The organism is Burkholderia sp. Bp9031 (genome assembly GCF_003857965.1).
Lineage (GTDB): Bacteria > Pseudomonadota > Gammaproteobacteria > Burkholderiales > Burkholderiaceae > Burkholderia > Burkholderia ambifaria_A.
The window spans coordinates 80,344-106,798 of the sequence record NZ_QTPW01000017.1 but is presented as its reverse complement, the minus strand read 5'-3'; the positions used below and the strand labels follow the sequence as shown (position 1 = coordinate 106,798).

The window sequence follows — 26,455 nt, the reverse complement described above, 5'->3', positions numbered from 1 at the left end:
TTTGGATCCGCGATTATAATTCACAGCCAGAAAAGGAAGACTAGAAAAAACCTAGAAGTCTCAAACATGCGCAGATCCATACTATTTCTCCAGGGGCCTCCGTCGCTTTTTTGGCGTCAGTTGAGCGACCACTTCGATGCCGCACTCGTGCGCACGCATCGAATCAATCTTTCCTTGGGGGACTGGGCCTACTGGCGCAAACCGGGCGCGGTCAACTACCGCGGCCGCTTTAGCCGCTGGGCGGATTTTCTGCGCGATTATCTGGTGCGCCACGAGATCACCGACATCTTCTACTTTGCCGACCGCCTGCCCTATCATGCGGTCGCGCGCGAAGTCGCCGAGTCGCTCGGCATTCGCACATACTCGATCGAATTCGGCTACTTGCGCCCCGACTGGCTCACCCTCGAGCGAGGCGGCATGGGCACGCTGTCACACTTCCCCACCGACCCGAAGGCGATCCGCGCAATTGCCCGCCGTGTCGGGCCATTCAAGCCGGACACCAAGCACTATTCGCACAGTTTCGGGCAAGAAGCGTTCAACGAGGTGCTTTATAACCTCCTGACCTCGCTGGTGCCATATTTTTTCCCGCTCTATCGTACCGACAAATATTACCTGCCATTACTCGACTATCTGCGCTGGCTGCCGCGCATGATCGGCCAACGTCTGCAAGAGCCCGCGCGGGCCGCCGCCGCCGACGTATTGCGCCACTCGGGCGCTCGCTACTGGATGCTCGCGCTGCAAATGCAGGCCGATTACCAGTTGCGCGCCAATTCCGCGTACAGCGATCAGCGGCAAGTAATCGAGGAAGTCATTGCGTCGTTCGCGCAGCACGCTCCGCAGGACGGCTCGCTGATCATCAAGCTGCATCCGCTCGACAATGGCATGGAGCGCTGGGAGAAATTCGTCGCGCGCACGGCAAAACGGTACGACGTGGCGTCGCGCGTCATTGCCGTGACGGACTGCGACCTCAAGCGCACGATCAAGCACAGCAAGGGTGTCATTGCGGTGAATTCGACCGTGGGCCTGCATGCCTTGCGCGCCAATTGCCCGGTGAAAGTGCTCGGCATGGCGATGTACGACATTGCGGGCCTCACGCACCAGGGTTCGCTGGAAACGTTCTGGACCAGGCCCGAGCGCGTCAATAAACCATTGCTCAACGACTTCGTGGCGGCGATTGCCGCCACCGTACAGATACATGGCTCGTTCTACAACCGTGCGGGCCGCGACGCAGCGTGCGTCGAAATCGTGCGCCGCGTGATGAACGACGAAGTCAACGGCCAGGGCGCCTTTGTCGATCCTCCACCGCGACTCGATCGCGCGCTGCGGTCGAACGTTCCGATCTTCGGTTCGTTGAAAGGCAGCGGCATTGAGCCGGCAGGTACACGCCCGGTCGCTAAGCCTCCCGAAACAGCCGCGCGACCCAGTGCCGCCAACGTGGCACCCGCGGCGTAGCACGCCATTCGACGAGTTCCTGCAGCGCACGCTCCGGCGTGGTGAAGCGTCTCGTCGTTCGGCTCACGTACGTGGGATACAGAATCAGCGCGGCGGCAACGAGCTCGTCGAGCGTCAGCATACGGTTGCGCCGCTGACGCACCGGTTCCGTCAATCCCGCATCGTGCGACACACCCCAGCCCGCATAGAACGGCTGCCCATAAGTCACCACCTTCACGCCGCGCAGCAGCGCCTCGAATCCGGCCAGCGACGTCAGCACATGGACTTCGTCCACGCTGCCGAGCAACTGGTGAAACGACACTGAGCCAATCGTCTCGTCGCACCACTGCGCCGCGTCGCTCTCGCCACGCCCGACCTTGCGCAGGCCGGCCATCACGTCCGGGTGCGGCTTGTACAGCAGATACGCATCGGGATTGGCAGCACGCACGGCCTGCAACAGATCCATATTGCCGCGAATCCCGGACGCACCGAAGCGAATCGACGCATCGGTCTCGACCTGTCCGGGCACAAGAATCACGCGCCTGCCCTCCGGACGAACCCAGTTCGCGTGTCCGGCGAGGTTGTATTTGGTAATGCCCGCGTCGCAAATGGCCTGGCGCAGACCCGCCGCGCGCTCGAGCAGTTCGGGCGTGAACGCGGTTTGCGCAAGCAGCGTTTCCAGCCGCGAAGGCCGCGTGGCGTCGTAATAGATACCGACGTCGTCCTGCACCCACGACAGCGGACGAGTCAGATCGGCCCCGAGACCGACGGAGCGCACGAAGCCGTCCTCGACGCGGATGACCTTTTGCGTTGTGGACAGCGCGGGCGCGAGCCGGTCGTCGAGCTTGCGCCCCCATGTGGCAACCGCGCGGTCGATCGCGCGCGGCACGCGCCACCGAAAACGAACGGCGCTGCCGCCGAAGAATTGACGCACGTAGTCCTTCTTCCAGCCGGAAAAGCCGAGCGCATCGATATCGACGGGAAATCGCTGTCGCATCCGCCGCTGCAACGCCAGCCATGCCAGCACGGTTTCGACCTCGCAGCGCTCGCCGGTTTCCGGATCGACGTAGCGGCAGTAATCGATCAGCGCCGCGTGAACCAGTTGTTCCAGCGTGGCCGCGCCACGTCGCGCGGGCGCCGGCAATGCGTCCCGCGTCAGTCCCCAGCCCGCATAGAACGGCATGCCGAAGACGCGCACCGGCACCCCCCACATCAGCGCCTCGAAGCCGAGTTGCGACGTGACGGTATACACCTCGTGCACCAGCGGCAGCAGGCTGGCCGGATGCACATTGTCGTCCAGCACCTGCACGCGCGGCATCGCCCGCACCGCATCGAGATCGAAGTGGCCGTGCTTGCGGCCGGACACGACGTCAGGATGGACCTTGAGCAGGATGGTGCGATCGGGATGCTCGTGCAGCGCGGCCGCGAGCATCCGGTGAAAACTGGCGGCATCGGCGAGACCGCAGGAGATCGATGCATCGCCGCGCGTCTGGTCCACGACCAATACGCATCCATCGGGCAATGCCCTGCCCAGGTCGCGACTATGGTTGTACTTGGACACGCGGCCGTCCCGCCACGCCGTGGCCAGTGCGCGGGCCCGTACGATCTGGTCGTCGCGCAGCGGCTGCGCGATCAGCGACTCGAGCCGCGACGGCTGACTCGCATCGAGATAAAGCCCGATATCGTCGAAAATGATCGCGAGCGGCGGATCGTCCTTGCCGAGTCCGACGGAGCGCAAAAAGCCGTCTTCGATGTGATAGACGGCGAGGCCGTGCTTCTGCGCATAGCGTTGAGCCGCCAGTGCGCTCGGGCGGCGCCCCCAGGCGAGCACGCCCGCGCCGGCCACCGGTTCGCCGACCGACCGGTAGTGCAACTGGAAATCGTCGAGCAACGCGGCGAGTGTCGGGATGCGGTTCACGCCCGGCGCCTGTGTATAGGCCGTCGGCAGCGAACCCGCCAATGCATCGGGCAGCGCCTGTCCGGCGACTTCGCCCCGGGCAACAGAAAAATCAGTCAAAGACACGAGCCTCGACAAATATGGCCGCAAGCGCCCGCACGATCCGGCAATTGCCGAAAGCGGTGGGTTTTGCCGCGAAGCCGGAATAATGGAATATCGGTGTGCTCATGTGGTTCTTCGTGTCGAGCGTGCAGTCGAGTATCGGTTCACGCAACCCGACGGCGGCGGCAGAGATGCTGCCCGTGGACGCAATTCACGCGATCGCTGCGCACTTCCTCACGCTGCTGACGCACTCGAATTGTACTTGTCCACTGTTCGCCGCTACCCGGCCGGCTCGTGGCCGGTATTTTAACGGGCCGGCCGCTCGAAGCTGCAGGAAATCCGATTTATTCGCTCGGGAGGCGCCTTTCCGCCGCTGGGCGGCCCTGGAGGCCCGCACGACACCCGCGTCGCGTCGCTTGCATAAACGCGGTCGGCTTTGGGATTTAAATCGTTACGAAGATGACCCCATATAAATTTGATGCCATCGGTAACGCACGCACAATCAAATGTCTTTAGAATCCTCGAATCACCGAAAAAACCAAAGTCGCCGCTCATGTCGAGACCGATTCTGCATAAGCTGCGACAACGCGCACCGACCAACCACACGTATTTAATATCCTGATGTTGCGCAGGCTCCTATACCGAAAATCGGCGCACGGCCCGTCTCACCTCCGTCACAACACGGCGGTGCAGCGCTGGCTGGTTTTGCATCAAGGCGAAAATCCGTCCACGGATTATTACGTGCTCCCGCGCCTGCGTGAGCTCGGGCTGCCCGTCGTCTACAAGAACCTGGACAGCGCATTTCCGGAGCCCGGCGACCTCGCGCCGGGAACGGCGGTCATCATCATCCGCTACCTGAATGCGCGATGGGCGCGGGCGCTGCGCATCCATCGCGTGCAACTGGCCCGCATCGTCTATTTCATGGACGACGACTTGCTGCATCCGCGGTCATGGAACGGGTTGCCGCGGCCGTACGTGAAAAAACTCCGCAAATACTGCCACGCGCATACTGACGACATCCGCGACCTTGCGACGGAATACTGGTTTTCCACGCAGGCGCTTCGCGATCGCTATCCGGATCGCGCAGCAACACTCGTGACGCCGCGCGCGCTGCCCGAAGATGCGCGCACGCAGCGGGTGCGCAGCGCATCGGCGGAATCGCCGATCCTCGTGTTCTATCACGGTAGCGCCGCCCACGAAGCCGAGATCTCGTGGCTGCAGCCGATCATGGCGCAAGTGCTCGCGCGCTGTTCGAACATCCATTTCGAGCTGATCGGCTCGCATGCGGTGAACGTGCTCTATCGCGGCCTGCCGCGCACCCGAGTCGTGCATCCGATGGACTGGGTCAACTACCGCGGCCATTGCCGTCTGCTCGACGGTCATATCGGCCTCGCCCCGCTGCTGCCGTCGGCATTCAACGCTGCCCGCGCACACGTAAAGGCCTACGACATCGCCCGCTGCCGGGCGGTGGGGCTGTATGCCGCTACCGGCCCGTATCACGAGGTGATTCGGCACGACGAGAACGGCCTGCTGCTCGACAACGATCCGCAAAGCTGGGTGGAAGCGTTATGCGCGCTGGCCAGCGATCCGGCCCGGCTCCATGCGCTGCGCGTAGCCGCACAGGCACTGCTGCAGCGGCCTGTCGGTCAGGCGGTGCCGATCGAACTTACCCGCACCGCGCCTGCGCAAATCACGCTTACTCGTAACCCAGCCGACTCAGGAACCAGCCGGACACGGCCGGATGTATTCCTGCCAGCAGGAAACATCCCAGATTCAGCGGGAATGGGAAGCTGATTCGCGCGCGATTGGCGCGCAGGCCGAGACGTATCACGCGTGCCGCCTTCGGCGCTCTCCACAGGAAAGGCTTCGGCCCGGGCATGTCGAAGCACATCTGCGATTCGACGTAACCGGGCATCACGACGTTGACCTTCACGCCCTCTGCCGCCAGCCCGTCACGCATCGCCTCCCCGTAAGCCTTCACCGCGGCCTTGCTCGCACTGTAGCTCGGCGTCTCGGGCAAGCCCCGCCATGCGGCAAGGGAACTGATCAACGCAATCTGCCCGCCGCGGCGCGCGCGCATCGCGGGCATTGCCGCATGAGCGGTGGCCATGCTGGCCTTCACGTTCACGTCCAGCAGACGGTGCATGTCTTCCCAGTCTTCGCCTTGATGTGCAGGGCCGGTATTGATGTTGACGCCGGCATTGGCAATCACGAGATCGGGCGCTTCGGCCGCGCTCATTTCGCTGATCCAGCTTCGCAGCCTGTCGTGGTCGCGAACATCGAATACCGCCGTGACGACGCGCGCACCGAGCGCGGTACACGCGTCGCTAACCTGCTGCAGCAGCGTGGTGTTGCGACCGTGCAAAATGAGTACGGCCGAGCCGGCTCGCGCATATTCCTGCGCCAGTGCTGAACCGATGCCGCCCGTTGCACCCGTAATCAGCACGCAGCGCGGAACCCCTTTTTTTTGTGTAGGCATGGTCGAGAAATATGGCTTTGGAAAGTGATATTTTCGGCAGCATTATCTGACATGCTTCACAAAAAACGCGCACGATTCATAGAATATTTTCCCCAAACAGCCGGCGCGGCAATCCGCTGGCTCCGGCAAGCCCGCGCGTCGGCATAAACGCCGGGAGACGTCTGCAATTCCCGCCACGCCGCTCGTGGTTTAACACTCTTTCATCCTCGGTCGTCTTCTCTTCGGTTATAACCCTTCGTCGCAAAGCCGCCTGCCGGCCCCTTTCCATTTATGGAGCCCCCATGCTGAACCTAGAATCCGCCCAGCAATTCCTGATGACCCGCGGCCTCGACTTCGGCCTCAACCTCCTCGCCGCGATCGTCCTGTGGTTCATCGGCCGCTGGGCGATCCGCATCGGCACCCGCCTGCTCGGCAAGGTCGTGCGCCGCAGCGGCAAGGTCGACCCGACGCTCACCGACTACCTGACTTCGGTCGTCAGCGTGCTGCTGACGATCCTGCTGATCCTCGCGATCCTGCAGGTCTTCGGCGTGCAGACCACGTCGTTCGCCGCGCTGCTCGCCGGCCTCGGCCTCGCGATCGGCACCGCCTGGGGCGGCCTGCTCGCGCACTTCGCCGCCGGCGTGTTCATGCAGGTGCTGCGTCCGTTCAAGATCGGCGACGTCATCAGCGCGGGCGGCGTCACGGGCACGGTGAAGGAACTCGGCCTGTTCGGCACGACGATCATCACCGCCGACAACATCGTGACGATCGTCGGCAACAACAAGATCTTCTCGGACAACATCGCGAACTACAGCGCGACGCCGCATCGCCGCGTCGACCTGACCGCGAAGATCGCGAACAGCGTCGACGCAGTCGATGCGATCAACCGCCTGAAGACGCAGATCCAGTTGATCCCGAACGTGATGAAAGTGCCGGCACCGGACGTCGGCGTGCTGCAGTTCACGCCGGAAGGCCCGCTGCTGTTCGTGCGCCCGTCGACGCAGCCGGAGAACTACTGGCAGGTGTACTGCGATACCAACCGCGTGATCCTCGAAACGTTCCGCGACGCGCAATACCCGACGCCCGAAACGCCGATCTCGCATCGCACTACCTGAACCGCACGGACGAAAAAAAAGCGTGGCAGTTCACAACCGCCACGCTTTTTTATTGCAAGAAAGGAAAACGCGCCGGCTCAGCGACCGCCTGTCTTCTGCGTGCTGTCCGAGTGCCGCCCGCGCACCAGCTTCCACAGCGCGCCGAGCACAACCGGCACGATCGCCGCGCCGATCCCCGCCAGCACGATCACGTTCAGGTACTGGCGGATGAACGGAATATTGCCGAAGAAGTAACCGAGCAGCACCAGCAGCAGCACCCAGACCAGCGCGCCGATCACGTTGAACAGCTGGAAGCGCGCGAAGCTCATCGACGACGCGCCGGCAACGAACGGCGCGAACGTACGCACGACCGGGATGAAGCGCGCGAGCACGATCGTCTTGCCGCCGTGCTTGTCGTAGAACGAGTGAGTCTTCTGCAGCGCCGCGCGATCGAGGAAGCGCTCGAGCACCGGGATATGAGTATTGAACACCTTCGGCCCGATCCAGCGGCCGATCAGGTAGTTCACGGTGTTGCCGGTAATCGCCGCGACGAGCAGCAGCATGATGAGCGCGCCGACGTTCATGTCGCCCGTCGCCGCGAACGCGCCGCCGATGAACAGCAGCGAATCGCCCGGCAGGAACGGCAATACGACGAGCCCCGTCTCGCAGAACACGATCAGGAACAACACCAGGTACACCCATGCGCCGTACTGCCGGATGAAGTCGCCGAGGAACGCGTCGATATGCAGGACCAGGTTGACGAAATGAAGCAGCGTATCCAAATGCGATTCCTCGAAGGCGAAAGGGCCGGAACGGCCGGAAAAAGCGGAAGTGCCCGCCGGACAAGGCGGCGCGCGCAACTGAGCCCCATGATACCGAAACTACCTTAAGGCTCCGTGAAAAAACGTAACCGTTCGCGGCCCCGGCACGCCCTCGCGGCCTCGCTATAATTCGGCCATGTCCGAAATCACCGAAACGGCCGCGGGCGCCGCGCCCGCCCCCGCTCCGCGCCCGCTGCGCGCGATCCAGCCCCTGCCCGACCAGCTGATCAGCCAGATCGCTGCCGGCGAGGTCGTCGAACGCCCGGCGTCGGTCGTCAAGGAGCTGCTCGAGAACGCGATGGACGCGGGTGCGATGACGCTGCGCATCGTGCTCGAGGAAGGCGGCGTCAAGCGCATCTCGATCACCGACGACGGCTGCGGGATTCCGCCCGCCGAGCTGCCGCTCGCGCTGATGCGCCACGCGACGAGCAAGATCCGCTCGCTCGAGGAGCTCGAGGCCGTCGCAACGCTGGGTTTTCGCGGCGAAGCGCTCGCGTCGATCGCGTCGGTCGCCGAGATGTCGATCACGAGCCGCACGGCCGAACTCGCGCATGCGACGAAAATCGACGCGACCACGGGTGCGCTGTCGCCGGCCGCCGGCGCGGTCGGTACGACGATCGAAGTGCGCGAGCTGTACTTCAACACGCCCGCGCGCCGCAAATTCCTGAAAAGCGAGCAGACCGAGTTCGGCCACTGCCTCGAAATGATCCGCCGCGCGGCGCTCGCGCGGCCGGACGTCGCGATCTCGGTGCTGCACAACGGCAAGGCCGTCGAGCACTGGAACGCGACCGAACCCGCGCAGCGCGTCGCGAAGATCCTCGGCGACGGCTTCGCGACCGCGCACCTGCCACTCGACGAACAGGCCGGGCCGCTCGCCGTCTACGGCTGCGCGGGCCTGCCGACCGCGAGCCGCGGCCGCGCCGACCAGCAATACTTCTTCGTCAACGGCCGCTTCGTGCGCGACAAGCTGCTCACGCACGCGGTGCGCGCCGCTTACGAGGACGTGCTCCACGGCGATCGCTACCCGTCGTACGTGCTGTTCCTCGACCTGCCGCCCGAAGCGGTCGACGTGAACGTGCACCCGTCGAAGATCGAAGTGCGGTTCCGCGATTCGCGCTCGATCCACCAGTACGTCTTCCATGCGGTGCAGCGCGCACTCGCCCGTCATGCGGGCGCGTCGCCGGAAACCACCGCGGGCGGCCATGCCGCGCAACTCTCACCCGCGTCGAGCGGCCCCGCGTCGTTCCTGAATACCCCGCTCGGCCAGGGCACAGCCACCGGCACGGGCGGCAGCGGCTTCTCGCCCGCCTCGCCGTCGTCTTCGTCGTCTTCGCCGGCGGGCAACACGTGGATGCGCCAGGCGCGCATGACGCAGGGCACGCTGCCGGTCGCGCAACCGCTCGCACTCTACGACGCGCTGTTCGGCCGCAAGGACACGGGCGCGGGCACACCGGGCGGCACGACGATCGTCGCGCGCGATTCGGCGGATGCAGCCGACGCACCGGTCGCGCCGCTGCCGGGTTTCGTCGCGTCGCCGCTCGCTGCCAGCGCGCACGACGAGCAGCCGCTCGGCTTCGCGCTCGGCCAGATCCACGGGATCTACGTGCTCGCGCAGAACGCGCACGGCCTCGTGATCGTCGACATGCACGCGGCGCACGAACGGATCCTGTACGAACAGTTCAAGAACGCGCTGGCCGACCGCACGGTCGCCGTGCAGTCGCTGCTGCTGCCGGTATCGATGACGGCGACGCCGGTCGAGATCGGCACGGTCGAGGAAGAACGCGACACGCTCGAATCGCTCGGCTTCGACCTCGCGGTGCTGTCGCCGACGACGCTCGCGATCCGCGCGGTGCCCGCGCTGCTGAAGGACGCGGACCTGCAGTCGCTCGCGCGCGCCGTGCTCGCCGACCTGCACGCGTTCGGCGGCTCGCGCGTGCTCACCGAGCGCCAGCACGAGCTGCTCGGCACGCTCGCGTGCCACCACGCGGTGCGCGCGAACCGGCGTCTGACGCTCGACGAGATGAATGCGCTGCTGCGCCAGATGGAAGCAACCGAGCGCGCGGATCAATGCAATCACGGCCGGCCGACGTGGTATCAGCTCACGCTGAACGATCTCGACCGCCTCTTCATGCGCGGGCAATGAGCGATTCACCGCAGTCCCGTCCGACGACGATCGCCTGCCTGCTCGGCCCCACCGCATCGGGCAAGACAGCCGCCGCGCTGGCGCTCGCCGCGCGCCGCCCGATCGAGATCGTCAGCGTCGATTCGGCGCTCGTCTACCGCGACATGGATATCGGCACCGCGAAACCGACGCGTGACGAGCGCGCGAGCGTGCCGCACCATCTGATCGACATCATCGACCCGGCCGATGCATATTCGGCGGCCGAATTCCGCGCGGACGCGCTGCGCCTGATCGGCGAGATCGCCGCGCGCGGCCGCACGCCGTTGCTCGCGGGCGGCACGATGCTGTACTACAAGGCGCTGACGCAAGGCCTCAACGACCTGCCGACCGCCGATCCGGCCGTGCGCGCGGCGCTCGACGCCGACGCCGAGCGCGACGGCTGGCCCGCCCTGCATGCGCGGCTCGCGCAGGTCGATCCCGCGACGGCCGCGCGGCTCGCGCCGAACGATTCGCAGCGGATCCAGCGCGCGCTCGAAGTGTTCATGCTGAGCGGTCAGCCGATGTCGGTGCTGCTCGCCGCGCCGCGGCGCGCGGACGACGAGGCCGCCGCGTACCACTTCGTGCCGGTCGCGCTCGAACCGTCGGACCGCGCGGTGCTGCACGCGCGCATCGCGCAACGCTTCGACGCGATGCTCGACGCGGGCTTCATCGACGAGGTCGAACGTCTGCGCCGCCGCGAGGATCTGCATCTCGGCCTGCCGTCGATGCGTTGCGTCGGCTACCGGCAGGCATGGGAATTCCTCGACGGCGACACCGACTACCGGACCATGCGCGACAAGGGCATCTTCGCGACGCGCCAGCTGTGCAAACGGCAGATCACGTGGCTGCGCGCGATGCCCGAGCGGATCGTCGTCGACTGCGTCGCGCCGGATGCGACGGCGCAGGCACTCGACACGCTCGAACGCGTGCTGGACGAGCGCCTGCCGGCCTGATTCGCCGCTCGCGGCCCAGCCGCGTGCACGGCGGCCAGCCGCCCGGAGGCACTCACGCCGCCTCGCTCAGTGCGCGAGCGTCACGAGATTGGCGTCGCGCGTGAGCTGCCAGCGGCCGTCCAGCTTGCGGAAGATCGTCAACGTATGGCCGGAGCGGCGCACGGTATCGCCACCGGGCGGCGTCACGTCGATCTCGAGGAAATTGCGCAGGTACGCCCAGTCGCCCATCACGCGCAGCTCGTCGATCCGGTAACGGCCGTCGATTTTCGGCCCGTTGCCGGCCGCCGCATGCGCGTCGCGCGACACGGCCGCGAACGCCGCCTTGTCGAACGGCGGCTTGCCGGCCACCATGAAAATCGCGTCGTCGGCGATCAGGTCGAGCACGGTCGCCAGATCGCCGCGCCGGCTCGACACGAACCAGGTTTCCACCAGATCGCGAATCGCGCGTTCGTCTTCGGTCATCGTCGCTCCTCCTTGGGCGGTGCGCTACCACGCCAGGCCGCACCCAGAAAAAAAGCCGCCCGGATCGACTCCGGGCGGCTTTCCTTGCTGCATCCTGCTTGCGGTGCGTCAGACCACGACCGTCTGCGCCTCGCCTTCGCGGCTCGCACGCACGGTGCCGATCTTCCACACCTGTTCGCCGGCGGCCGTCAGGTCGGCGATCGCCGCGTCGGCGTCCGCCGCCGACACGATCACGGCCATCCCGATCCCGCAGTTGAACACGCGATGCATTTCCGCATCGGCGACGCCGCCGTGCTCCTGCAGCCACTTGAACAGCGGCGGCAGCGGCCATGCGTTCTGGTCGAGCTCGGCCGTGAGGCCTTCGCGCAGCACGCGCGGAATGTTCTCGACGAGGCCGCCGCCGGTAATGTGGGCCATGCCCTTCACCGACAGCTTCTGCATCAGTGCGAGCAGCGGCTTCACGTAGATGCGCGTGGGCGCCATCAGCGTGTCGGCCAGCGAGCGGCCGTGGAAGTCGGCCGACAGGTCGGGATTCGCGCGCTCGATGATCTTGCGCACGAGCGAGAAGCCGTTCGAGTGGATGCCGCTCGACGCGAGACCGAGCACCACGTCGCCTTCGGCGATCGTGCTGCCGTCGATGATCTTGCTCTTCTCGACCGCACCGACCGCGAAACCGGCCAGATCGTATTCGCCGTCCGGGTACATGCCCGGCATTTCGGCCGTTTCACCGCCGATCAGCGCGCAGCCCGACAACTCGCAGCCATGCGCGATGCCCTTGACGACCGTGGCGGCCGTGTCGACGTCGAGCTTGCCGCACGCGAAGTAATCGAGGAAGAACAGCGGCTCGGCACCCTGCACGAGGATGTCGTTCACGCTCATCGCGACCAGATCCTGGCCGACGGTGTCGTGTTTGTTCAGATGAAAGGCCAGCTTGAGCTTGGTGCCCACGCCGTCGGTGCCCGACACGAGCACGGGCTCCTTGTACTTCTTCGGCACTTCGAACAGCGCGCCGAACCCGCCGATGCCGCCGAGCACGCCGTCGCGCAGGGTTTTCTTCGCAAAAGGCTTGATCTTGTCGATGAGCGCGTCGCCCGCGTCGATGTCGACGCCTGCGTCGCGGTAGGACAGACCCTGAGCGTCGGGAGCGGATTTCGGAGGATTCATGGGGGAATGCGAGAAGGTCGGTAAAATGCGATTTTACCCGAAGCCGGCCCGTTGGCCGGAATTCCCAGCACCGAATCGTCAGGGATTGCATCTTGGTCGACACGTCCCCGTTTTCTTCGCTACGCGAGCCGCGCCGAAACCCGCGCGCCGCCGTGCGTGCGGCCGCGTGTGCAGGCACCGGAGCAGCCCCTCGCGCGTGCCCGCCGTACGGCGCGCGTTTCATCAACCGACCCGCATTGTGACTGTTGTGTCCCGTCAACTGACGCTCGATCTCGGCACGCCGCCGCCGGCCACGTTCGACAACTTCATCATGAATGAGGAGAACGACGAGCTCATCTCGCGGCTCCAGAAGCTCGACCTCGCGCTCGCGGCGGGGCCCGTGCCCGACCGGTCGTTCTACATCTGGGGCGAGCCCGGCTGCGGCCGCACCCACCTGCTGCAGGCGCTCGTGAGCGACGCGTCGTACGGCTACGCGCGCTATCTCACGCCGCAGAGCCCGCTCGGCGCGTTCACGTTCGACCCGCGCATCGGCATCTACGCGATCGACGACTGCGACCGGATGAGCGATACGCAGCAGGTCGCGCTGTTCAACCTGTTCAACGAGGTCCGCGCGCACCCGTCGAGCGCGTTCGTCGCGGCGGGCCCCGCGGCACCGCTCGCGCTCGACGTGCGCGAGGATCTGCGCACGCGCCTCGGCTGGGGGCTCGTGTTCCACCTGTCGCCGCCGTCCGACGCCGGCAAGATCGCCGTGCTGAAACTGGCCGCGAAGGAGCGCGGGATCGCACTCACCGACGATATCGCCGCTTACCTGCTGACCCATTTCCGCCGCGACATGCCGAGCCTGATGGCGCTGCTCGACGCGCTCGACCGCTTCTCGCTCGAGCAGAAACGCGCCGTCACGCTGCCGCTGCTGCGCCGGATGCTGGCACGCCCCGGCGACGACATCGCACCACCGGGCACAGGCCCGAACCGCTTCGAGTAAAATGCCCTCCCATGACTAATCTGGCACTCTTTGACCTCGATCACACGCTGATCCCGACCGATAGCGACCACGAATGGGGTCGCTTCATGGTGAAACTCGGCATCGTCGACGCGGAAAGCTTCTCGCGTCAGAACGACCAGTTCTTCGCCGACTACAAGGCCGGCAAGCTCGACATCCATGCGTACCTGTGCGCGATGCTCACGCCGCTCGCGAAGTACTCGCGCGCGCAGCTCGCGCAATGGCACGAGCAGTACATGCATGAAGTGATCCGCCCCGCGATGACGCCCGCCGCGCTCGAACTCGTGCGCAAGCACCTCGATGCCGGCGACCTGTGCTGCGTCGTGACCGCCACCAACGAATTCATCACGCGTCCGATCGCGACCGCGTTCGGCGTCGACACGCTGATCGCGTGCGAGGTCGAAACGACCGACGGGCATCCCGACTCGCCGTACACGGGCCGGCCGACCGGCACGCCGAGCTATCGCGAAGGCAAGATCGTGCGCACCGAAGCGTGGCTCGCGTCGCTCGGCAAGCACTGGGACGACTTCGAACACAGCTACTTCTACAGCGACTCGCACAACGACATCCCGTTGCTCGAGAAAGTCACCGACCCGATCGCGACCAACCCCGACGACACGCTGCGCGCGCATGCAAGCGACCGCGGCTGGCGCATCCTCGATCTCTTCTGAACGTCGTGATCAAAAAATTCATTCGCAAGCTGCTCGGCCAGGACGGCGCCGAACAAACGACGCCCGCCGCCGACACGGCCCCCGCTCCGCGCGCCGCGAAGGGTAGCCGCAGCAGCGGCGCCGCCAGGAAATCGCGCAGCAATCACGAACCGACCGTCGTGCCGGCCAGCGTGCACCGGATCGATCCGGCACTGATCTCGAAGAACGCGGTACGCGTGACCGACACGCTGCAGCAAGCGGGCTTTCGCGCGTTCATCGTCGGCGGCGCCGTGCGCGACCTGCTGCTCGGCATCGCGCCGAAGGACTTCGACGTCGCGACCGATGCGACGCCGACCGAGGTTCAGCGCCTGTTCCGCCGCGCGCGCCTGATCGGCCGCCGCTTCCAGATCGTCCACGTGCAGTTCGGCCAGGAACTGATCGAGGTGTCGACGTTCCGCGCACTGGTCGACGCGCCGCCCGAAGCGGCCGCCGCCGAGCCGCCGAAGCGCCTGAAGCGCGACGAACTCGACCGCCGCACGCACGCGGTGGACGCCAGCGGCCGCGTGCTGCGCGACAACGTCTGGGGCGAACAGCACGAAGACGCCGCGCGCCGCGACTTCACGATCAATGCGATGTACTACGACCCGTCGACGCAGACGGTGCTCGACTACCACGACGGGATGGCCGACATGCGCGCCCGTCTGCTGCGGATGATCGGCGACCCGGCCACGCGCTTCCGCGAGGATCCGGTGCGGATGCTGCGCGTCGTGCGCTTCGCGGCCAAGCTCGGCTTCGAGATCGAGCCGCACACGCGCGAGCCGATCAACGCGCTCGCCGACCTGATCAACAACGTGCCGGCCGCGCGCCTGTTCGACGAAATGCTGAAGCTGCTGCTGTCGGGTCACGCACTCGCGTGCCTGAAGCAGTTGCGCAAGGAAGGCCTGCACCACGGGCTGCTGCCGCTGCTCGACGTCGTGCTGGAACAGCCGCAGGGCGAGAAGTTCATCACGCTCGCGCTGAACAACACCGACGCGCGCGTGCGCGCCGGCAAGCCGGTATCGCCGGGCTTCCTGTTCGCGACGCTGCTGTGGCACGACATGCGCCAGCGCTTCGAGCAATACACGGCCGAAGGCGAATTCCCGGTGCCGGCGCTCCATCGCGCGATGGACGACGTGCTCGACATGCAGACCGAGAAGCTCGCGATCCACAAGCGCTACTCGGCCGACATGCGCGAGATCTGGGGCTTGCAGCTGCGCCTCGAAAAACGCTCGGGCCGCAGCGCGATGCGGCTGCTGGAACACCAAAGGTTTAGAGCGGGGTATGATTTCCTCCTGTTACGCTGCGAATCCGGCGAGCTCGATGCGGAAGTCGGACAGTGGTGGACGGATTTCATCGAAGGCGACGCGGCCGCCCGTGAGACACTCCTCACGCAGGGCGGCTCGAAGGAAAAATCGCCCCGCAAGCGGCGCCGCCGCGGCGGTGCGCGAAACCGCAAGCCGGACGAAGGCGCAGCCGAGCAGGCGCCGGACACCGCAGACGGTTCCGACGACTGACGCGCTCGCCGGCGAACGACGTAGGAAGTGATGCCATGACGGTTGCATATATCGGACTGGGGGCGAATCTCGGCGATGCGCGCCAGACCCTGAAGGACGCGGTGGTGTGCCTTGCGCAGCAGCGCACCATCTCGATCCTCGGCAAGTCGAGCCTGTATCGCACGGCGCCCTTCGAAGCCGGCGGCGACGATTACTACAACTGCGTCGTCAAGCTCGACACGACGCTGTCGGCCCGCGAGCTGCTCGCGCTCTGCCAGAAGATCGAACATCACTTCGGGCGCGAGCGCCCGTATCGCAACGCGCCACGCACGCTCGACCTCGACATCCTGCTGTTCGGCACCGATTCGATCGACGAACCCGACCTGATCGTCCCGCATCCGCGCCTCACCGACCGCGCATTCGCGCTCGTGCCGCTCGTCGAAATCGACCCGGCGCTCGACATCCCCGCGCGCGGCCGCGCCGATGCGTTCCTCGCCGCCGTCGCCGATCAGCGCGTCGAGAAGGTGCAGACCTGCCAATGCCTGATGCAGAAGGCCCTTGCCGCCGGCGCAGATGCCGACAAGAACCGCTGCCGATGAACACTACTCCGCTGACCGTCACCGCCCCCGACCTGCGCGCCCCGCATCGCTATCTCGTGATCGAAGGCCCGATTGGCGTCGGCAAGACGACGCTCGCGCGCCTGCTCGGCGAGCGCTGGTCGATGCAGACGCTGCTCGAACGCCCGCAGGACAACCCGTTCCTCGAGCGCTTCTATCGCGACACCGCGCGCTACGCACTGCCCGCGCAGCTGTCGTTCGCGCTGCAGCGCGCGCAGCAGGCACGCGAACTGATCGGCGCGCTCGAAACGGGCCGCCCGGTCATCGCCGATTTCATGCCGCAGAAGAACGACATCTTCGCGCGGCTGAACCTGCCGGAAGACGAATGGCAGCTGTACCGGTCGGTCGCCACGCACGTCGACGTGCCGCAGGCCCCCGCGCCCGATCTCGTCGTCTACCTGCAGGCGAGCCCCGAGGTGCTGTTCTCGCGCATCCAGAAGCGCGGGCTGCCGATGGAGCTGCAGATCAGCGACGCGTATCTGCGCTCGCTCGTCGACGCCTACAACGAATTTTTCTATCACTACGACCGCACGCCGGTACTGACGGTCGCAGCCGAACACCTGAACCCGCTGGATTCCCCCGAAGACCTCGCGCTGCTGATCGAGCGCATCGAGACGATGCGCGGCCGCAAGGAATTCTTCGTCAAGGGCGAGACGACGCGCTGACGCGTCCTCGCCCGTCGTTTTCATCATCGAACCGGATTACCCATGACCTATCTCCAGGACTCGAGCCGGCCTGCCGTCACGGTGCCCAAGCTGCAGGCAATGCGCGACGCCGGCGAGAAGATCGCGATGCTCACCTGCTACGACGCGAGCTTCTCGTCGCTGCTCGATCGCTCGGGCGTCGACGTATTGCTGATCGGCGACTCGCTCGGCAATGTGCTGCAGGGTCACACGACTACGCTGCCCGTGTCGCTCGACGACATCGCGTACCACACCGCGTGCGTCGCGCGTGTGCAGCCGCGCGCACTAATCATGGCCGACCTGCCGTTCGGCACGTACGGCACACCGGCCGAGGCATTCGCGAGCGCCGTCAAGCTGATGCGCGCCGGTGCGCAGATGATCAAGCTCGAAGGCGGCGAATGGCTCGCCGAAACGATCCGCTTCCTCGTCGAACGCGCGGTGCCCGTGTGCGCGCACGTGGGCCTCACGCCGCAGTCGGTGCACGCTTTTGGCGGCTTCAAGGTACAGGGCAAGACCGAGGCCGGCGCCGCGCAGCTGCTGCGTGACGCGCGCGCGGTCGAGGAAGCCGGCGCGCAGGTCGTCCTGCTCGAGGCCGTGCCGACCCTCATCGGTTCCGAGGTCACGCACATGCTGCGCGTGCCGACGATCGGCATCGGTGCGGGCGCCGACTGCTCGGGCCAGGTGCTGGTGCTGCACGACATGCTCGGCATCTTCCCCGGCAAGCGTCCGCGCTTCGTGAAGGACTTCATGCAGGGCCAGCCGAACATCCAGGCAGCCGTCGAAGCCTATGTGCGCGCGGTGAAGGACGGTTCGTTCCCGGCTGCGGAACACTCGTTCTGACACGCGGCCGGCGGCTCGCTCGCCGGCGCTCCCCGATACAAGAAAAGCGCGGCGCCCTTCCGGGGCGCCGCGCTTTTTTGTCGGGATGCCGTGTTGCCGACGGCGGCCGGCACCGGTGCTTCGTGCTCGCGGCCCGAACCCTCATTGCGTCATTTCAATACCGCGTCGAGCGCGCCGCGCAATGCATTGGTCAGCAGCAGCGCTTGCGCGCGCGCAAGATCGTCGCGCGTGACGACACGCTCCACCGCGCCGAACGCGCGGTCGTCGAGCAGCACGCCGCGCATCACACCCGGCAGCACGCCGCACGACAACGGCGGCGTCACCCACACCCCATCAAGCTTCACGAACACATTCGAGCGCCCACCTTCGGTCAACTCGCCGCGCTCGTTAAAGAACAGCATGTCGAAGCCGCCGAGCGCTTCCGCCGCCTGCCATGCACGGTCGAATTCGGCGCGGCGCGTCGTCTTGTGCAGCAGCAATGCATCGTCCGTGCGGGTCGGCGCGAAGCCGTGCCCGGACGCGAGCATCACGCCAACCGGCCCCGCGGGCAGCGGCTTCAGTACGGCGGCCGTGATGTCGACCGTGCCGTCCTTCGCGAGCGCGAGCTTCATCCGGTACGGACCGTCGCCGTCGAGCGCCGCACAGCGCGCGTCGATCTCGCGGCGCAACGCATCGGCGTCGAGGCGGAAGCCGAATGCATCGGCACTGCGCTGCAGCCGCGCGAGATGGCGCTCGAGATGCCGGATGCCGTCCGCGCGCGTCGCGGCGGTCGTCTCGAACAACTGGAAGCCGGGATCGGCGTCGGTCAGGAATCGTGCTTTCAATTCGCACTCCGCATATTCGTCGGCGGCGACGCTGTCGAGCACGATGCCCGCGCCAACGCCCATCGTGCCGCGCCGCCGGCCGGCAGCAGTCATTGCCGCGTCGCGCGGGTTGATCGTTGCCCCGGCATCGACATCGGCCGCTTCGAGCGTCAGCGTCCGGATCGCGACCGACAGGCAGAAATCGCCGCAGCCGGCCGCACCGTCAGGCGATGCATCGCCTGTCGAGCGGCTTTCCTTCGGCGCATCGAGCCAGCCGATCGCGCCCGTATAGAGCCCGCGCGGCGTCGACTCGATCGCATCGATCAATTCCATCGTCTTGTGCTTCGGCGCACCGGTGATCGATCCGCACGGAAACAGCGCGCGCAGCATCTGCGCGAACGTCGTTCCATCGCGCCAGCCGGCCTCGACCGTCGACGTCATCTGCCACACCGACGCATACGGCTCGACCGAGAACAGCGCCGGCACCTTGACGGTGCCCGTGCGCGCGATCCGCGACACGTCGTTGCGCAGCAGATCGACGATCATCACGTTTTCCGCGCGGTTCTTCGGATCGTTCGCGAGGAACGCGGCCGCGGCCGCATCTTCGCGCGGATCGGCCGAGCGCGGCGCGGTGCCCTTCATCGGTCGCGCGCGCAGCACGTCGCCGCGCTTCTCGACGAACAGTTCCGGCGAGCACGACACGACCCACGCGCCGTCGGGCAGCGCGATCAGCGCGCCGTAACGCACCGGCTGACGCGCGCGCAGCCGCCGGTACAGCGCGAGCGGCGTGCCGAACATGTCGAAATTCAGCCGGTACGTGTAGTTGATCTGATACGAATCGCCTGCGCGCAGCGCGTCGTGCACCGCGGCGATTGCCGCGTCGAACGCGTCGCGCGACACGCTCTTCGCGACGTGCGCGACGCCCGCGATCGACGGCGGGCCGCCGCCATCCTGCTGCGCGAGCCATGCGTCGACTTCGTCACGCGACAGCCGCTCGCAGCGCGCATACAGCAAAAAGCGCAGCGGGGCATGGCCCGGCTGCGCTCTTTCCAGATTGCGTCCGAATTCGTAATCGCCGACGACGACCGCATGCAGCCCGTCGCGCAGGTCCTGCGCCACCGCCGCATCGACTTCGTCGAGCCGTGCCGGATCCGTGCATACGCGTTCGCGTACGAAACCGGAATACAAACGACTCGACCGCGCGGACGCGGTCGAGTCGCAATCATCCAAGAGCGCGAATGACGCGCCCTCGTTGCCTTCAGTCATGCCGTTACTCGAAGAAGCTCTTCACTCGGTCGAACCAGCTCTTGCTCTGCGGGCTGTGACGCGCACCGCCCTCGGCCAGCGACTTCTCGAACTGCTTGAGCAGGTCGCGCTGCTGGTCGGTCAGCTTCACGGGCGTCTCGACCTGCACGTGTACGTACAGATCACCCGCGATGCTCGAACGCAGACCCTTGATCCCCTTGCCGCGCAGACGGAACGTCTTGCCCGACTGCGTGCCTTCCGGCACCGGGAACGACGCACGGCCGGCCAGCGTCGGCACCTCGATCTCGCCGCCGAGTGCGGCGGTCGTGAACGGGATCGGCATCTGGCAGTGGAGATCGTCGCCGTCGCGCTCGAACACCGAGTGCGGCTTGATGTGGATCTCGACGTACAGGTCGCCCGGCGGCCCGCCGTTGATGCCCGGCTCGCCGTTGCCGGCCGAGCGGATCCGCATCCCGTCGTCGATACCGGCCGGGATCTTCACTTCGAGCGTCTTGGTTTCCTTCACCTTGCCCGACCCGTGGCAATGCGCGCACGGTTCGGGGATGTAGGTACCGGTGCCGTGACACTTCGGGCAGGTCTGCTGGATGCTGAAGAAGCCCTGCGACATGCGCACCGTGCCCTGGCCATGACAGGTCGGGCAGGTTTCGGGCTTCGTGCCGGGCTTCGCGCCCGACCCGTGACAGACTTCGCACGATACCCAGCTCGGCACGCGGATCTGCGTGTCGTAGCCGTGCGCGGCCTGTTCCAGCGTGATTTCCATGCTGTAGCGCAGGTCGGCACCGCGATACACCTGCGGGCCGCCGCGGCCGCCGCGCGCGGCACCGCCCGCGGCCTGACCGAAGATGTCGCCGAAGATGTCGCCGAACGCATCCGCGAAACCGCCGAAACCCTGGCCACCCGCACCACCCATGTTCGGATCGACGCCCGCGTGACCGTACTGGTCGTACGCCGCGCGCTTCTGGTCGTCCGACAGCATTTCATAGGCTTCCTTCACCTCCTTGAAATGCTCTTCCGCATCCTTGTTGTCCGGATTGCGGTCAGGATGATACTTCATCGCAAGCTTGCGATATGCCTTCTTGATTTCGTCGTCGCTCGCATTCTTTGCGACGCCCAGAACCTCGTAGTAATCCCGTTTCGCCATATCGATTCACTGTGCCGTCGCGCGTCACGCACGCGGCGGCTCCTTTCGCCCGCAGTAAAGTCTCTCGACTCGTCTGGCGCTGCGCCGTCCGCGGACGGCTCGCGCAGCACCCGCCAAAAAACAAATGTGCCCGGAGGGCCGCGAAGCCCGCCAGGCGTGGAGTCGATCCGGCCATCCGGAAGGAAAGACAGACCGCTGTTCAGCCGCGCCGCGCGCGTCTCGCGCGCGGCGTGCGGTGCCATGGCAACCCGGCTTAGTCCTTCTTCACTTCCTTGAACTCGGCGTCGACGACGTCGTCGGCAGCCTGCTGCGCACCGCCCGCGTGGGCCGCGCCTTCCGCTGCACCCGCCGCACCGGCCGCACCGGCCTGCTGCGCCTGCATGTCGGCGTACATCTTTTCGCCGAGCTTCTGCGAAGCCTGACCGAGTTCCTCGACCTTCGCGTCGATCGCCGCCTTGTCGGCCGACGTATCCTTCAGGACGTCCTCGAGCGACTTCAGCGACGCTTCGATCTTTTCCTTCTCGCCCGCGTCCAGCTTGTCGCCGTACTCGGTGAGCGCCTTCTTCGTGCTGTGGACCAGCGCGTCGCCCTGGTTGCGCGAATCAGCCAACTCGCGCAGCTTGTGGTCTTCCGCTGCGTTCGCTTCCGCGTCCTTGATCATCTGGTCGATTTCGGCGTCGGACAGGCCCGAGTTCGCCTTGATCGTGATCTTGTTTTCCTTGCCGGTCGCCTTGTCCTTCGCGCCGACGTGCAGGATGCCGTTCGCGTCGATGTCGAAGGTCACTTCGATCTGCGGCACGCCGCGCGGCGACGGCGGGATGCCTTCGAGGTTGAACTCGCCGAGCAACTTGTTGCCTGCCGCCATCTCGCGTTCGCCCTGGAACACCTTGATCGTCACGGCCGACTGGTTGTCGTCCGCCGTCGAATACACCTGTGCGTGCTTCGTCGGGATCGTCGTGTTCTTGTTGATCATCTTCGTCATCACGCCGCCGAGCGTCTCGATACCGAGCGACAGCGGGGTCACGTCGAGCAGCAGCACGTCCTTGCGGTCGCCCGACAGGACCTGGCCCTGGATCGCCGCGCCGACTGCGACGGCTTCGTCCGGGTTCACGTCACGGCGCGGATCCTTGCCGAAGAACTCCTTCACCTTCTCCTGCACCTTCGGCATGCGGGTCTGGCCGCCGACCAGGATCACGTCGTCGATGTCCGACACCTTGACGCCGGCGTCCTTGATCGCGATGCGGCACGGTTCGATCGTGCGCTCGACGAGATCCTCGACCAGCGCTTCCAGCTTCGCGCGGGTGATCTTCAGGTTCAAGTGCTTCGGACCCGATGCGTCGGCCGTGATGTACGGCAGGTTGATTTCGGTCTGCTGGCTCGACGACAGCTCGATCTTCGCCTTTTCGGCCGCTTCCTTCAGGCGCTGCAGCGCGAGCACGTCCTTCGACAGGTCGACGCCCTGCTCCTTCTTGAACTCGCCGATGATGTAATCGATGATGCGCTGGTCGAAGTCTTCGCCGCCGAGGAACGTGTCGCCGTTGGTCGACAGCACTTCGAACTGCATTTCGCCGTCGACGTCCGCGATCTCGATGATCGACACGTCGAACGTGCCGCCGCCGAGGTCATACACGGCGATCTTGCGGTCGCCCTTCTCTGCCTTGTCGAGGCCGAACGCGAGCGCGGCAGCGGTCGGCTCGTTGATGATCCGCTTGACTTCCAGGCCCGCGATGCGGCCGGCGTCCTTGGTTGCCTGGCGCTGGCTGTCGTTGAAGTACGCCGGCACCGTGATCACGGCTTCCGTGACCGGCTCGCCGAGGTAGTCTTCAGCCGTCTTCTTCATCTTGCGCAGCACTTCCGCCGAAACCTGCGGCGGCGCGAGCTTCTCGCCGTGCGCTTCGACCCATGCGTCGCCGTTGTCGGCCTTGATGATCGCGTACGGCATCAGGCCGATGTCCTTCTGAACTTCCTTCTCTTCGAAGCGGCGGCCGATCAGGCGCTTCACCGCGAACAGCGTGTTCTTCGGGTTGGTCACGGACTGACGCTTGGCCGGCGCGCCGACGAGCACTTCGTTATCGTCCATGTAGGCGATGATCGACGGCGTCGTGCGCGTGCCTTCCGAGTTCTCGATGACCTTGACCTGGTTGCCTTCCATGATGGCGACGCACGAGTTCGTGGTGCCGAGGTCAATACCGATGATCTTTCCCATTTTTCCTAATCTCCAGAAATGCTTGTTTGCTGCGCGAAACCCGACGTTTTTGGGCGGTTTCGCGCGCCAGAATTCAACTCTGTTCCCGAAATGCGTCCGGCCGATCCGTTTTCAAGACCCGCCAGGCGATGCGGATATTAAATTTTTTCAATCGCCGCCGGTAGCCGGATCGTGCGGGCCGCCATCGCGCTCCGACGGCGCACCGGCCGCCGCCACGATCTTCGCGCGCGCCGCCGACACCGCCGCCTGGAACTGCGCGAGGCCATGCCAGCCGGTCGCGCGGCCGAGCCGCTTGCCACGGTGAAAGAAAAACCAGGTCGGCACGCCGTGCAGGCCGAAGCGGCGCCCCAGCTCGTGGTGTTCGTACACGTTGCAATGGAACCACTTCAGGCCCAGCGCGCGGATCGCGTCCGGCTGGGCGAGCATCGCCTTCTTCGCGATCTCGCAGTTGAAGCAGTCGACGCCCCAGAAGAACACCACGGCGAGCGCATCCCCCAAGGGGACTTCCTGCGGGGCGTCGCCGGCGCCAGCAATCGCGGCGTCGAACGTGTCGGGCGCCAGCGCCTGCATGCCGAACGCGTCGAACGCGGCCGGATCGACGCCGGCGGGAACCATCGCAGCAGCCTTACTTCGGCTGGGCGACCGTGACGAGCGCCGGGCGCAGCACGCGGTCGGCGATCATGTAGCCCTTTTGCAGCACGGCGACGACGGTGTTCGGCTCCTGCTCGGCCGGCACCATCGAAATCGCCTGGTGCTGGTGCGGATCGAACTTCTCGCCGACCGGGTTGATCGCGACGACGCGGCCCTTCTCGAGCGCGCTCGTCAGCTGGCGCAGCGTCAGCTCGACGCCTTCGCGCACCTTCGCGATGTCGCCGGACGTGTCGCCGACGGCGGCCTCGAGGCTGTCCAGCACGGGCAGCAGGTGCTCGGCGAAGCTCTCGATCGCAAACTTGTGCGCCTTCGAGACGTCTTCCTGCGCGCGGCGGCGCACGTTCTCGGTCTCGGCCTTCGCCCGGAGGAAGCTCTCCTGCAGGTCGGCGACCTTGGCTTGAGCCTCCGCGAGCGCCGCGTCGGCTGCTTCGGCGGCGGGAGCAGCGCCTTGCGCCGCCTGCTTCTCGCTGCCGATGTCTTCGGCCGATTGGGTAGCCGGGTTCTCTTGCGTGTTTTCCATGTCGCTGAAAGTCGATTAGAGGTTGAAGCCAAATCGGCAACCGCCGGCCGTATACCCGGCGGCACCGTACATTGTTGGTGCAAATAAGGGCGAAAACTGCAATTTCAAGAGGGTTATTCGCCGGCATTCGCCAATGCCGCGAAACAACCGCGCCGCGCGCCGCCCAATTACGCGCATTTGCCGCCAGATCGACGGAAACGGCCGGTAACAACGCTTACCAGGCAAGTACTAGCTCGGCCCTAGAGGCTGCACTACACTCGACTCAAGCGTCGGAAAAGCGTGTTTACCCTAGCTGACCGCCGCCTGACATCCACCTGGCGCCGCATTCACCCGTCCCGAGAGGCGAGTACCGTGAAACTGACCTTTGCCATATCGGTGGTCGCGCTGGTACTGATTGCCGGCACCACCACCATCTGCCTGTCCGGAGCCGTCACCGACCGCACGACCGAATACGGAAGCGCGCGGGCGACGTTCGACCAGATGTTCAGCTCCCACCAGAAAATCTGTCGATGATGCGCCGGTCGCGCTTGGTCGGCCGGCCGTGCAGTTCGGCCGCCGGCTCGCGATACGTGCGCCGCCGCTCCAGTTCGGCGAGCCGCGCGACGCGCCCCGCTTCCGTTTCCTGGTAAAGCGTCTGCGCGATGCTCGCGGGCCCGCGCACGTCGCAAATGCCCAGCACGGCAATGTGCCAGACGACACCGTCGATCGCAATCTCGACCTCGTCGCCGACGCGCACGTCCTTTGCCGGCTTGACCGCCGCGCCGCCGATCTTCACGTGGCCCTTGTCGACCGCGTCCGAGGCGAGCGAGCGCGTCTTGAAAAAGCGCGCCGCCCACAGCCATTTGTCGATGCGCAGCTTCGCGCCGGGTTCCGTCGAAATCCTGTAGTTCATCGCGTTCAACTCACCGTTTCGGGCTGCGCGGCCTTCACCGGCCAGCCCTGCAGATTCTCGGCGACGATCTCGCCCACCGCGCCGATCCACGCGGGCGCGCCGTTCAGGCACGGAATCCGGTGGAACGCCTGGCCGCCGCCCGCGATGAACTCGTCGCGCACCTCCATCCCGATCTCCTCGATCGTCTCCAGACAATCGGCCGTAAAACCGGGACAGAACACGTCCGCACGCCGCACGCCGGCCTCGCCGAGCTCGCGCAGCGTCGGTGCCGTGTACGGCTGCAGCCATTCGGCCTTGCCGAAGCGCGACTGGAACGTCACGCGGCATTCGAGCGTCGACAGCCCGAGCGCGGCCATCAGCAGCGCGCCCGTCTGCTGGCATTGGTCGTGATAGGGGTCGCCCAGGTCGAGCGTGCGTTTCGGCACGCCGTGAAAGCTCAGCACGAGTTTGTCGCCGGCCGCGAAGTCGGGCCGGCCGTGCTGCGCCCAGTATTGGCGCACCTGCTCGGCCAGCGCGTGAATGTAGGCCGGATGGTCGGCGTACTGGCGCACCGTACGCACTTCCGGCTGGTTGCGCATCCGCGCGAGCGCGGCGAACGCGGCATCGAATGCCGTCGCGGTGGTGGACGCCGAGTATTGCGGATACATCGGCATCAGCAGCACGCGCTCGACGCCGGCGCGCTTGAACTGCGCGAGCGCGTGCGCAATATTCGGACTGCCATAGCGCATTGCGTAGTCGACCATCACCTGATAGCCGTTCGAGGCGAGCAGGTGGCGCACGCCTTCGGTCTGGCGCTCGGTGTACACGCGCAGCGGCGAGCCCTCGGGCATCCAGACGGCCGCGTATTTCTTCGCGGACGCGCGGCCGCGCAGCGGCAGGATCAGCGTGCGCAGCAGCACCTGCCAGACGGCCTGCGGGATTTCGACGACGCGGGGGTCCGACAGGAATTCGGCCAGATAGCGCCGCACCGCGCGCGGCGTCGGGGCGTCCGGCGTGCCGAGATTGATCAGCAGCACGCCGATGCGATGGGCAGCCGCGACGCTCGAAGGCGGCTCAAGATCGAAACGCATGGGCAGGAACGTGCTCGGGGCACGCAGTCGGACGGCCCTCA

General features: G+C 66.1%; 24 protein-coding genes. 12 read left to right on the top strand and 12 right to left on the bottom strand.

From position 1 onward, the window contains the following. The first annotated feature begins 120 nt into the window (after positions 1 to 120). Positions 121 to 1,452 (top strand): capsule biosynthesis protein, encoded by a 1,332-nt coding sequence (locus DIE15_RS21975; protein WP_260428300.1) that lies wholly within the window; start codon positions 121 to 123, stop codon positions 1,450 to 1,452. On the opposite strand, the gene DIE15_RS21970 is transcribed toward DIE15_RS21975, so the two are convergent. Next, the gene (locus DIE15_RS21970; RefSeq protein WP_260428299.1) at positions 1,394 to 3,454 is read right to left on the bottom strand and encodes a capsular polysaccharide biosynthesis protein; all 2,061 of its coding nucleotides are present in this window, start codon (positions 3,452 to 3,454) and stop codon (positions 1,394 to 1,396) included. The two genes, DIE15_RS21975 and DIE15_RS21970, sit on opposite strands and share 59 nt — an antisense overlap. A gap of 663 nt (positions 3,455 to 4,117) precedes the next feature. Here DIE15_RS21970 and DIE15_RS21965 point away from each other — a divergent pair. After that, complete coding sequence (locus tag DIE15_RS21965) at positions 4,118 to 5,224, top strand: hypothetical protein (protein ID WP_244104944.1); 1,107 nt, start codon at positions 4,118 to 4,120, stop codon at positions 5,222 to 5,224. On the opposite strand, the gene DIE15_RS21960 is transcribed toward DIE15_RS21965, so the two are convergent. Beyond that, positions 5,127 to 5,909 carry an SDR family oxidoreductase gene (locus DIE15_RS21960; protein WP_124834327.1) on the bottom strand — a complete coding sequence of 261 codons (783 nt, stop codon included), beginning with the start codon at positions 5,907 to 5,909 and terminating at the stop codon, positions 5,127 to 5,129. The two genes, DIE15_RS21965 and DIE15_RS21960, sit on opposite strands and share 98 nt — an antisense overlap. 281 nt (positions 5,910 to 6,190) lie before the next feature. Here DIE15_RS21960 and DIE15_RS21955 point away from each other — a divergent pair, with 281 nt between their 5' ends. Next, complete coding sequence (locus DIE15_RS21955; RefSeq protein WP_057926693.1) at positions 6,191 to 7,003, top strand: mechanosensitive ion channel family protein; 813 nt, start codon at positions 6,191 to 6,193, stop codon at positions 7,001 to 7,003. Positions 7,004 to 7,080: 77 nt separating this feature from the next. Here the strand turns inward: DIE15_RS21955 and DIE15_RS21950 are convergent, their stop codons facing one another. Then, a complete protein-coding gene (locus DIE15_RS21950) occupies positions 7,081 to 7,764 on the bottom strand; it encodes a DedA family protein (protein WP_057926694.1) in 684 nt (227 codons plus the stop codon). A gap of 175 nt (positions 7,765 to 7,939) precedes the next feature. Between DIE15_RS21950 and mutL the strand changes: the two genes are divergently transcribed. Both mutL and miaA read left to right on the top strand, forming a co-directional pair. Beyond that, positions 7,940 to 9,946, top strand: a complete 2,007-nt coding sequence (mutL, locus tag DIE15_RS21945) for a DNA mismatch repair endonuclease MutL (protein WP_124834326.1) — start codon at positions 7,940 to 7,942, stop codon at positions 9,944 to 9,946. Then, positions 9,943 to 10,917 (top strand): tRNA (adenosine(37)-N6)-dimethylallyltransferase MiaA, encoded by a 975-nt coding sequence (gene miaA / locus DIE15_RS21940; RefSeq protein WP_124834325.1) that lies wholly within the window; start codon positions 9,943 to 9,945, stop codon positions 10,915 to 10,917. The genes mutL and miaA overlap by 4 nt, the downstream gene beginning before the upstream one ends. Positions 10,918 to 10,983: 66 nt before the next feature. On the opposite strand, the gene DIE15_RS21935 is transcribed toward miaA, so the two are convergent. Then, complete coding sequence (locus tag DIE15_RS21935) at positions 10,984 to 11,379, bottom strand: SgcJ/EcaC family oxidoreductase (RefSeq protein ID WP_057926697.1); 396 nt, start codon at positions 11,377 to 11,379, stop codon at positions 10,984 to 10,986. A gap of 108 nt (positions 11,380 to 11,487) precedes the next feature. After that, a complete protein-coding gene (purM, locus tag DIE15_RS21930; RefSeq protein WP_057926698.1) occupies positions 11,488 to 12,543 on the bottom strand; it encodes a phosphoribosylformylglycinamidine cyclo-ligase in 1,056 nt (351 codons plus the stop codon). Between the two features lie 247 nt (positions 12,544 to 12,790). On the opposite strand from purM, the gene hda reads away from it, so the two are divergent. The 6 genes from hda to panB are packed head-to-tail and all read left to right on the top strand — an operon-like array spanning position 12,791 to position 17,865. Beyond that, positions 12,791 to 13,525, top strand: a complete 735-nt coding sequence (gene hda / locus DIE15_RS21925; protein WP_057926699.1) for a DnaA regulatory inactivator Hda — start codon at positions 12,791 to 12,793, stop codon at positions 13,523 to 13,525. 11 nt (positions 13,526 to 13,536) lie between these two features. Next, positions 13,537 to 14,214, top strand: a complete 678-nt coding sequence (locus DIE15_RS21920; protein ID WP_124498266.1) for an HAD family phosphatase — start codon at positions 13,537 to 13,539, stop codon at positions 14,212 to 14,214. A gap of 5 nt (positions 14,215 to 14,219) precedes the next feature. Next, entirely contained in the window at positions 14,220 to 15,746 is a 1,527-nt protein-coding gene (pcnB, locus tag DIE15_RS21915) for a polynucleotide adenylyltransferase PcnB (RefSeq protein WP_124834324.1), read from the top strand. Between the two features lie 35 nt (positions 15,747 to 15,781). Next, positions 15,782 to 16,324 (top strand): 2-amino-4-hydroxy-6-hydroxymethyldihydropteridine diphosphokinase, encoded by a 543-nt coding sequence (folK, locus tag DIE15_RS21910; protein ID WP_057926702.1) that lies wholly within the window; start codon positions 15,782 to 15,784, stop codon positions 16,322 to 16,324. Next, complete coding sequence (locus tag DIE15_RS21905) at positions 16,321 to 17,007, top strand: deoxynucleoside kinase (RefSeq protein ID WP_057926703.1); 687 nt, start codon at positions 16,321 to 16,323, stop codon at positions 17,005 to 17,007. Before folK ends, DIE15_RS21905 begins: the two co-directional genes overlap by 4 nt. 42 nt (positions 17,008 to 17,049) lie before the next feature. Further along, a complete protein-coding gene (panB, locus tag DIE15_RS21900) occupies positions 17,050 to 17,865 on the top strand; it encodes a 3-methyl-2-oxobutanoate hydroxymethyltransferase (RefSeq protein WP_124834323.1) in 816 nt (271 codons plus the stop codon). Positions 17,866 to 18,014: 149 nt separating this feature from the next. Here panB and DIE15_RS21895 read toward each other — a convergent pair whose 3' ends face one another. From DIE15_RS21895 to grpE, 5 genes are all read right to left on the bottom strand, one after another. Next, positions 18,015 to 19,934 carry a chorismate-binding protein gene (locus tag DIE15_RS21895; protein ID WP_057926705.1) on the bottom strand — a complete coding sequence of 640 codons (1,920 nt, stop codon included), beginning with the start codon at positions 19,932 to 19,934 and terminating at the stop codon, positions 18,015 to 18,017. A 4-nt stretch (positions 19,935 to 19,938) separates the two neighbouring features. After that, complete coding sequence (dnaJ, locus tag DIE15_RS21890) at positions 19,939 to 21,075, bottom strand: molecular chaperone DnaJ (RefSeq protein WP_057926706.1); 1,137 nt, start codon at positions 21,073 to 21,075, stop codon at positions 19,939 to 19,941. A gap of 253 nt (positions 21,076 to 21,328) precedes the next feature. Then, a complete protein-coding gene (gene dnaK, locus DIE15_RS21885) occupies positions 21,329 to 23,281 on the bottom strand; it encodes a molecular chaperone DnaK (RefSeq protein ID WP_057926707.1) in 1,953 nt (650 codons plus the stop codon). Between the two features lie 147 nt (positions 23,282 to 23,428). Next, positions 23,429 to 23,896, bottom strand: coding sequence for a thioredoxin family protein (locus DIE15_RS21880; RefSeq protein WP_124834322.1), 468 nt, complete (start codon positions 23,894 to 23,896; stop codon positions 23,429 to 23,431). A 10-nt stretch (positions 23,897 to 23,906) separates the two neighbouring features. Beyond that, positions 23,907 to 24,452 carry a nucleotide exchange factor GrpE gene (grpE, locus tag DIE15_RS21875; protein WP_057926709.1) on the bottom strand — a complete coding sequence of 182 codons (546 nt, stop codon included), beginning with the start codon at positions 24,450 to 24,452 and terminating at the stop codon, positions 23,907 to 23,909. A gap of 351 nt (positions 24,453 to 24,803) precedes the next feature. Between grpE and DIE15_RS37090 the strand changes: the two genes are divergently transcribed. Further along, a complete protein-coding gene (locus DIE15_RS37090; protein ID WP_006476841.1) occupies positions 24,804 to 24,965 on the top strand; it encodes a hypothetical protein in 162 nt (53 codons plus the stop codon). Here DIE15_RS37090 and DIE15_RS21870 read toward each other — a convergent pair. Beyond that, the gene (locus DIE15_RS21870) at positions 24,937 to 25,344 is read right to left on the bottom strand and encodes an RNA-binding S4 domain-containing protein (RefSeq protein ID WP_057926710.1); all 408 of its coding nucleotides are present in this window, start codon (positions 25,342 to 25,344) and stop codon (positions 24,937 to 24,939) included. The genes DIE15_RS37090 and DIE15_RS21870 overlap by 29 nt on opposite strands. A 5-nt stretch (positions 25,345 to 25,349) precedes the next feature. Further along, positions 25,350 to 26,414 (bottom strand): ferrochelatase, encoded by a 1,065-nt coding sequence (hemH, locus tag DIE15_RS21865; protein ID WP_124834321.1) that lies wholly within the window; start codon positions 26,412 to 26,414, stop codon positions 25,350 to 25,352. Positions 26,415 to 26,455 lie beyond the last annotated feature (41 nt).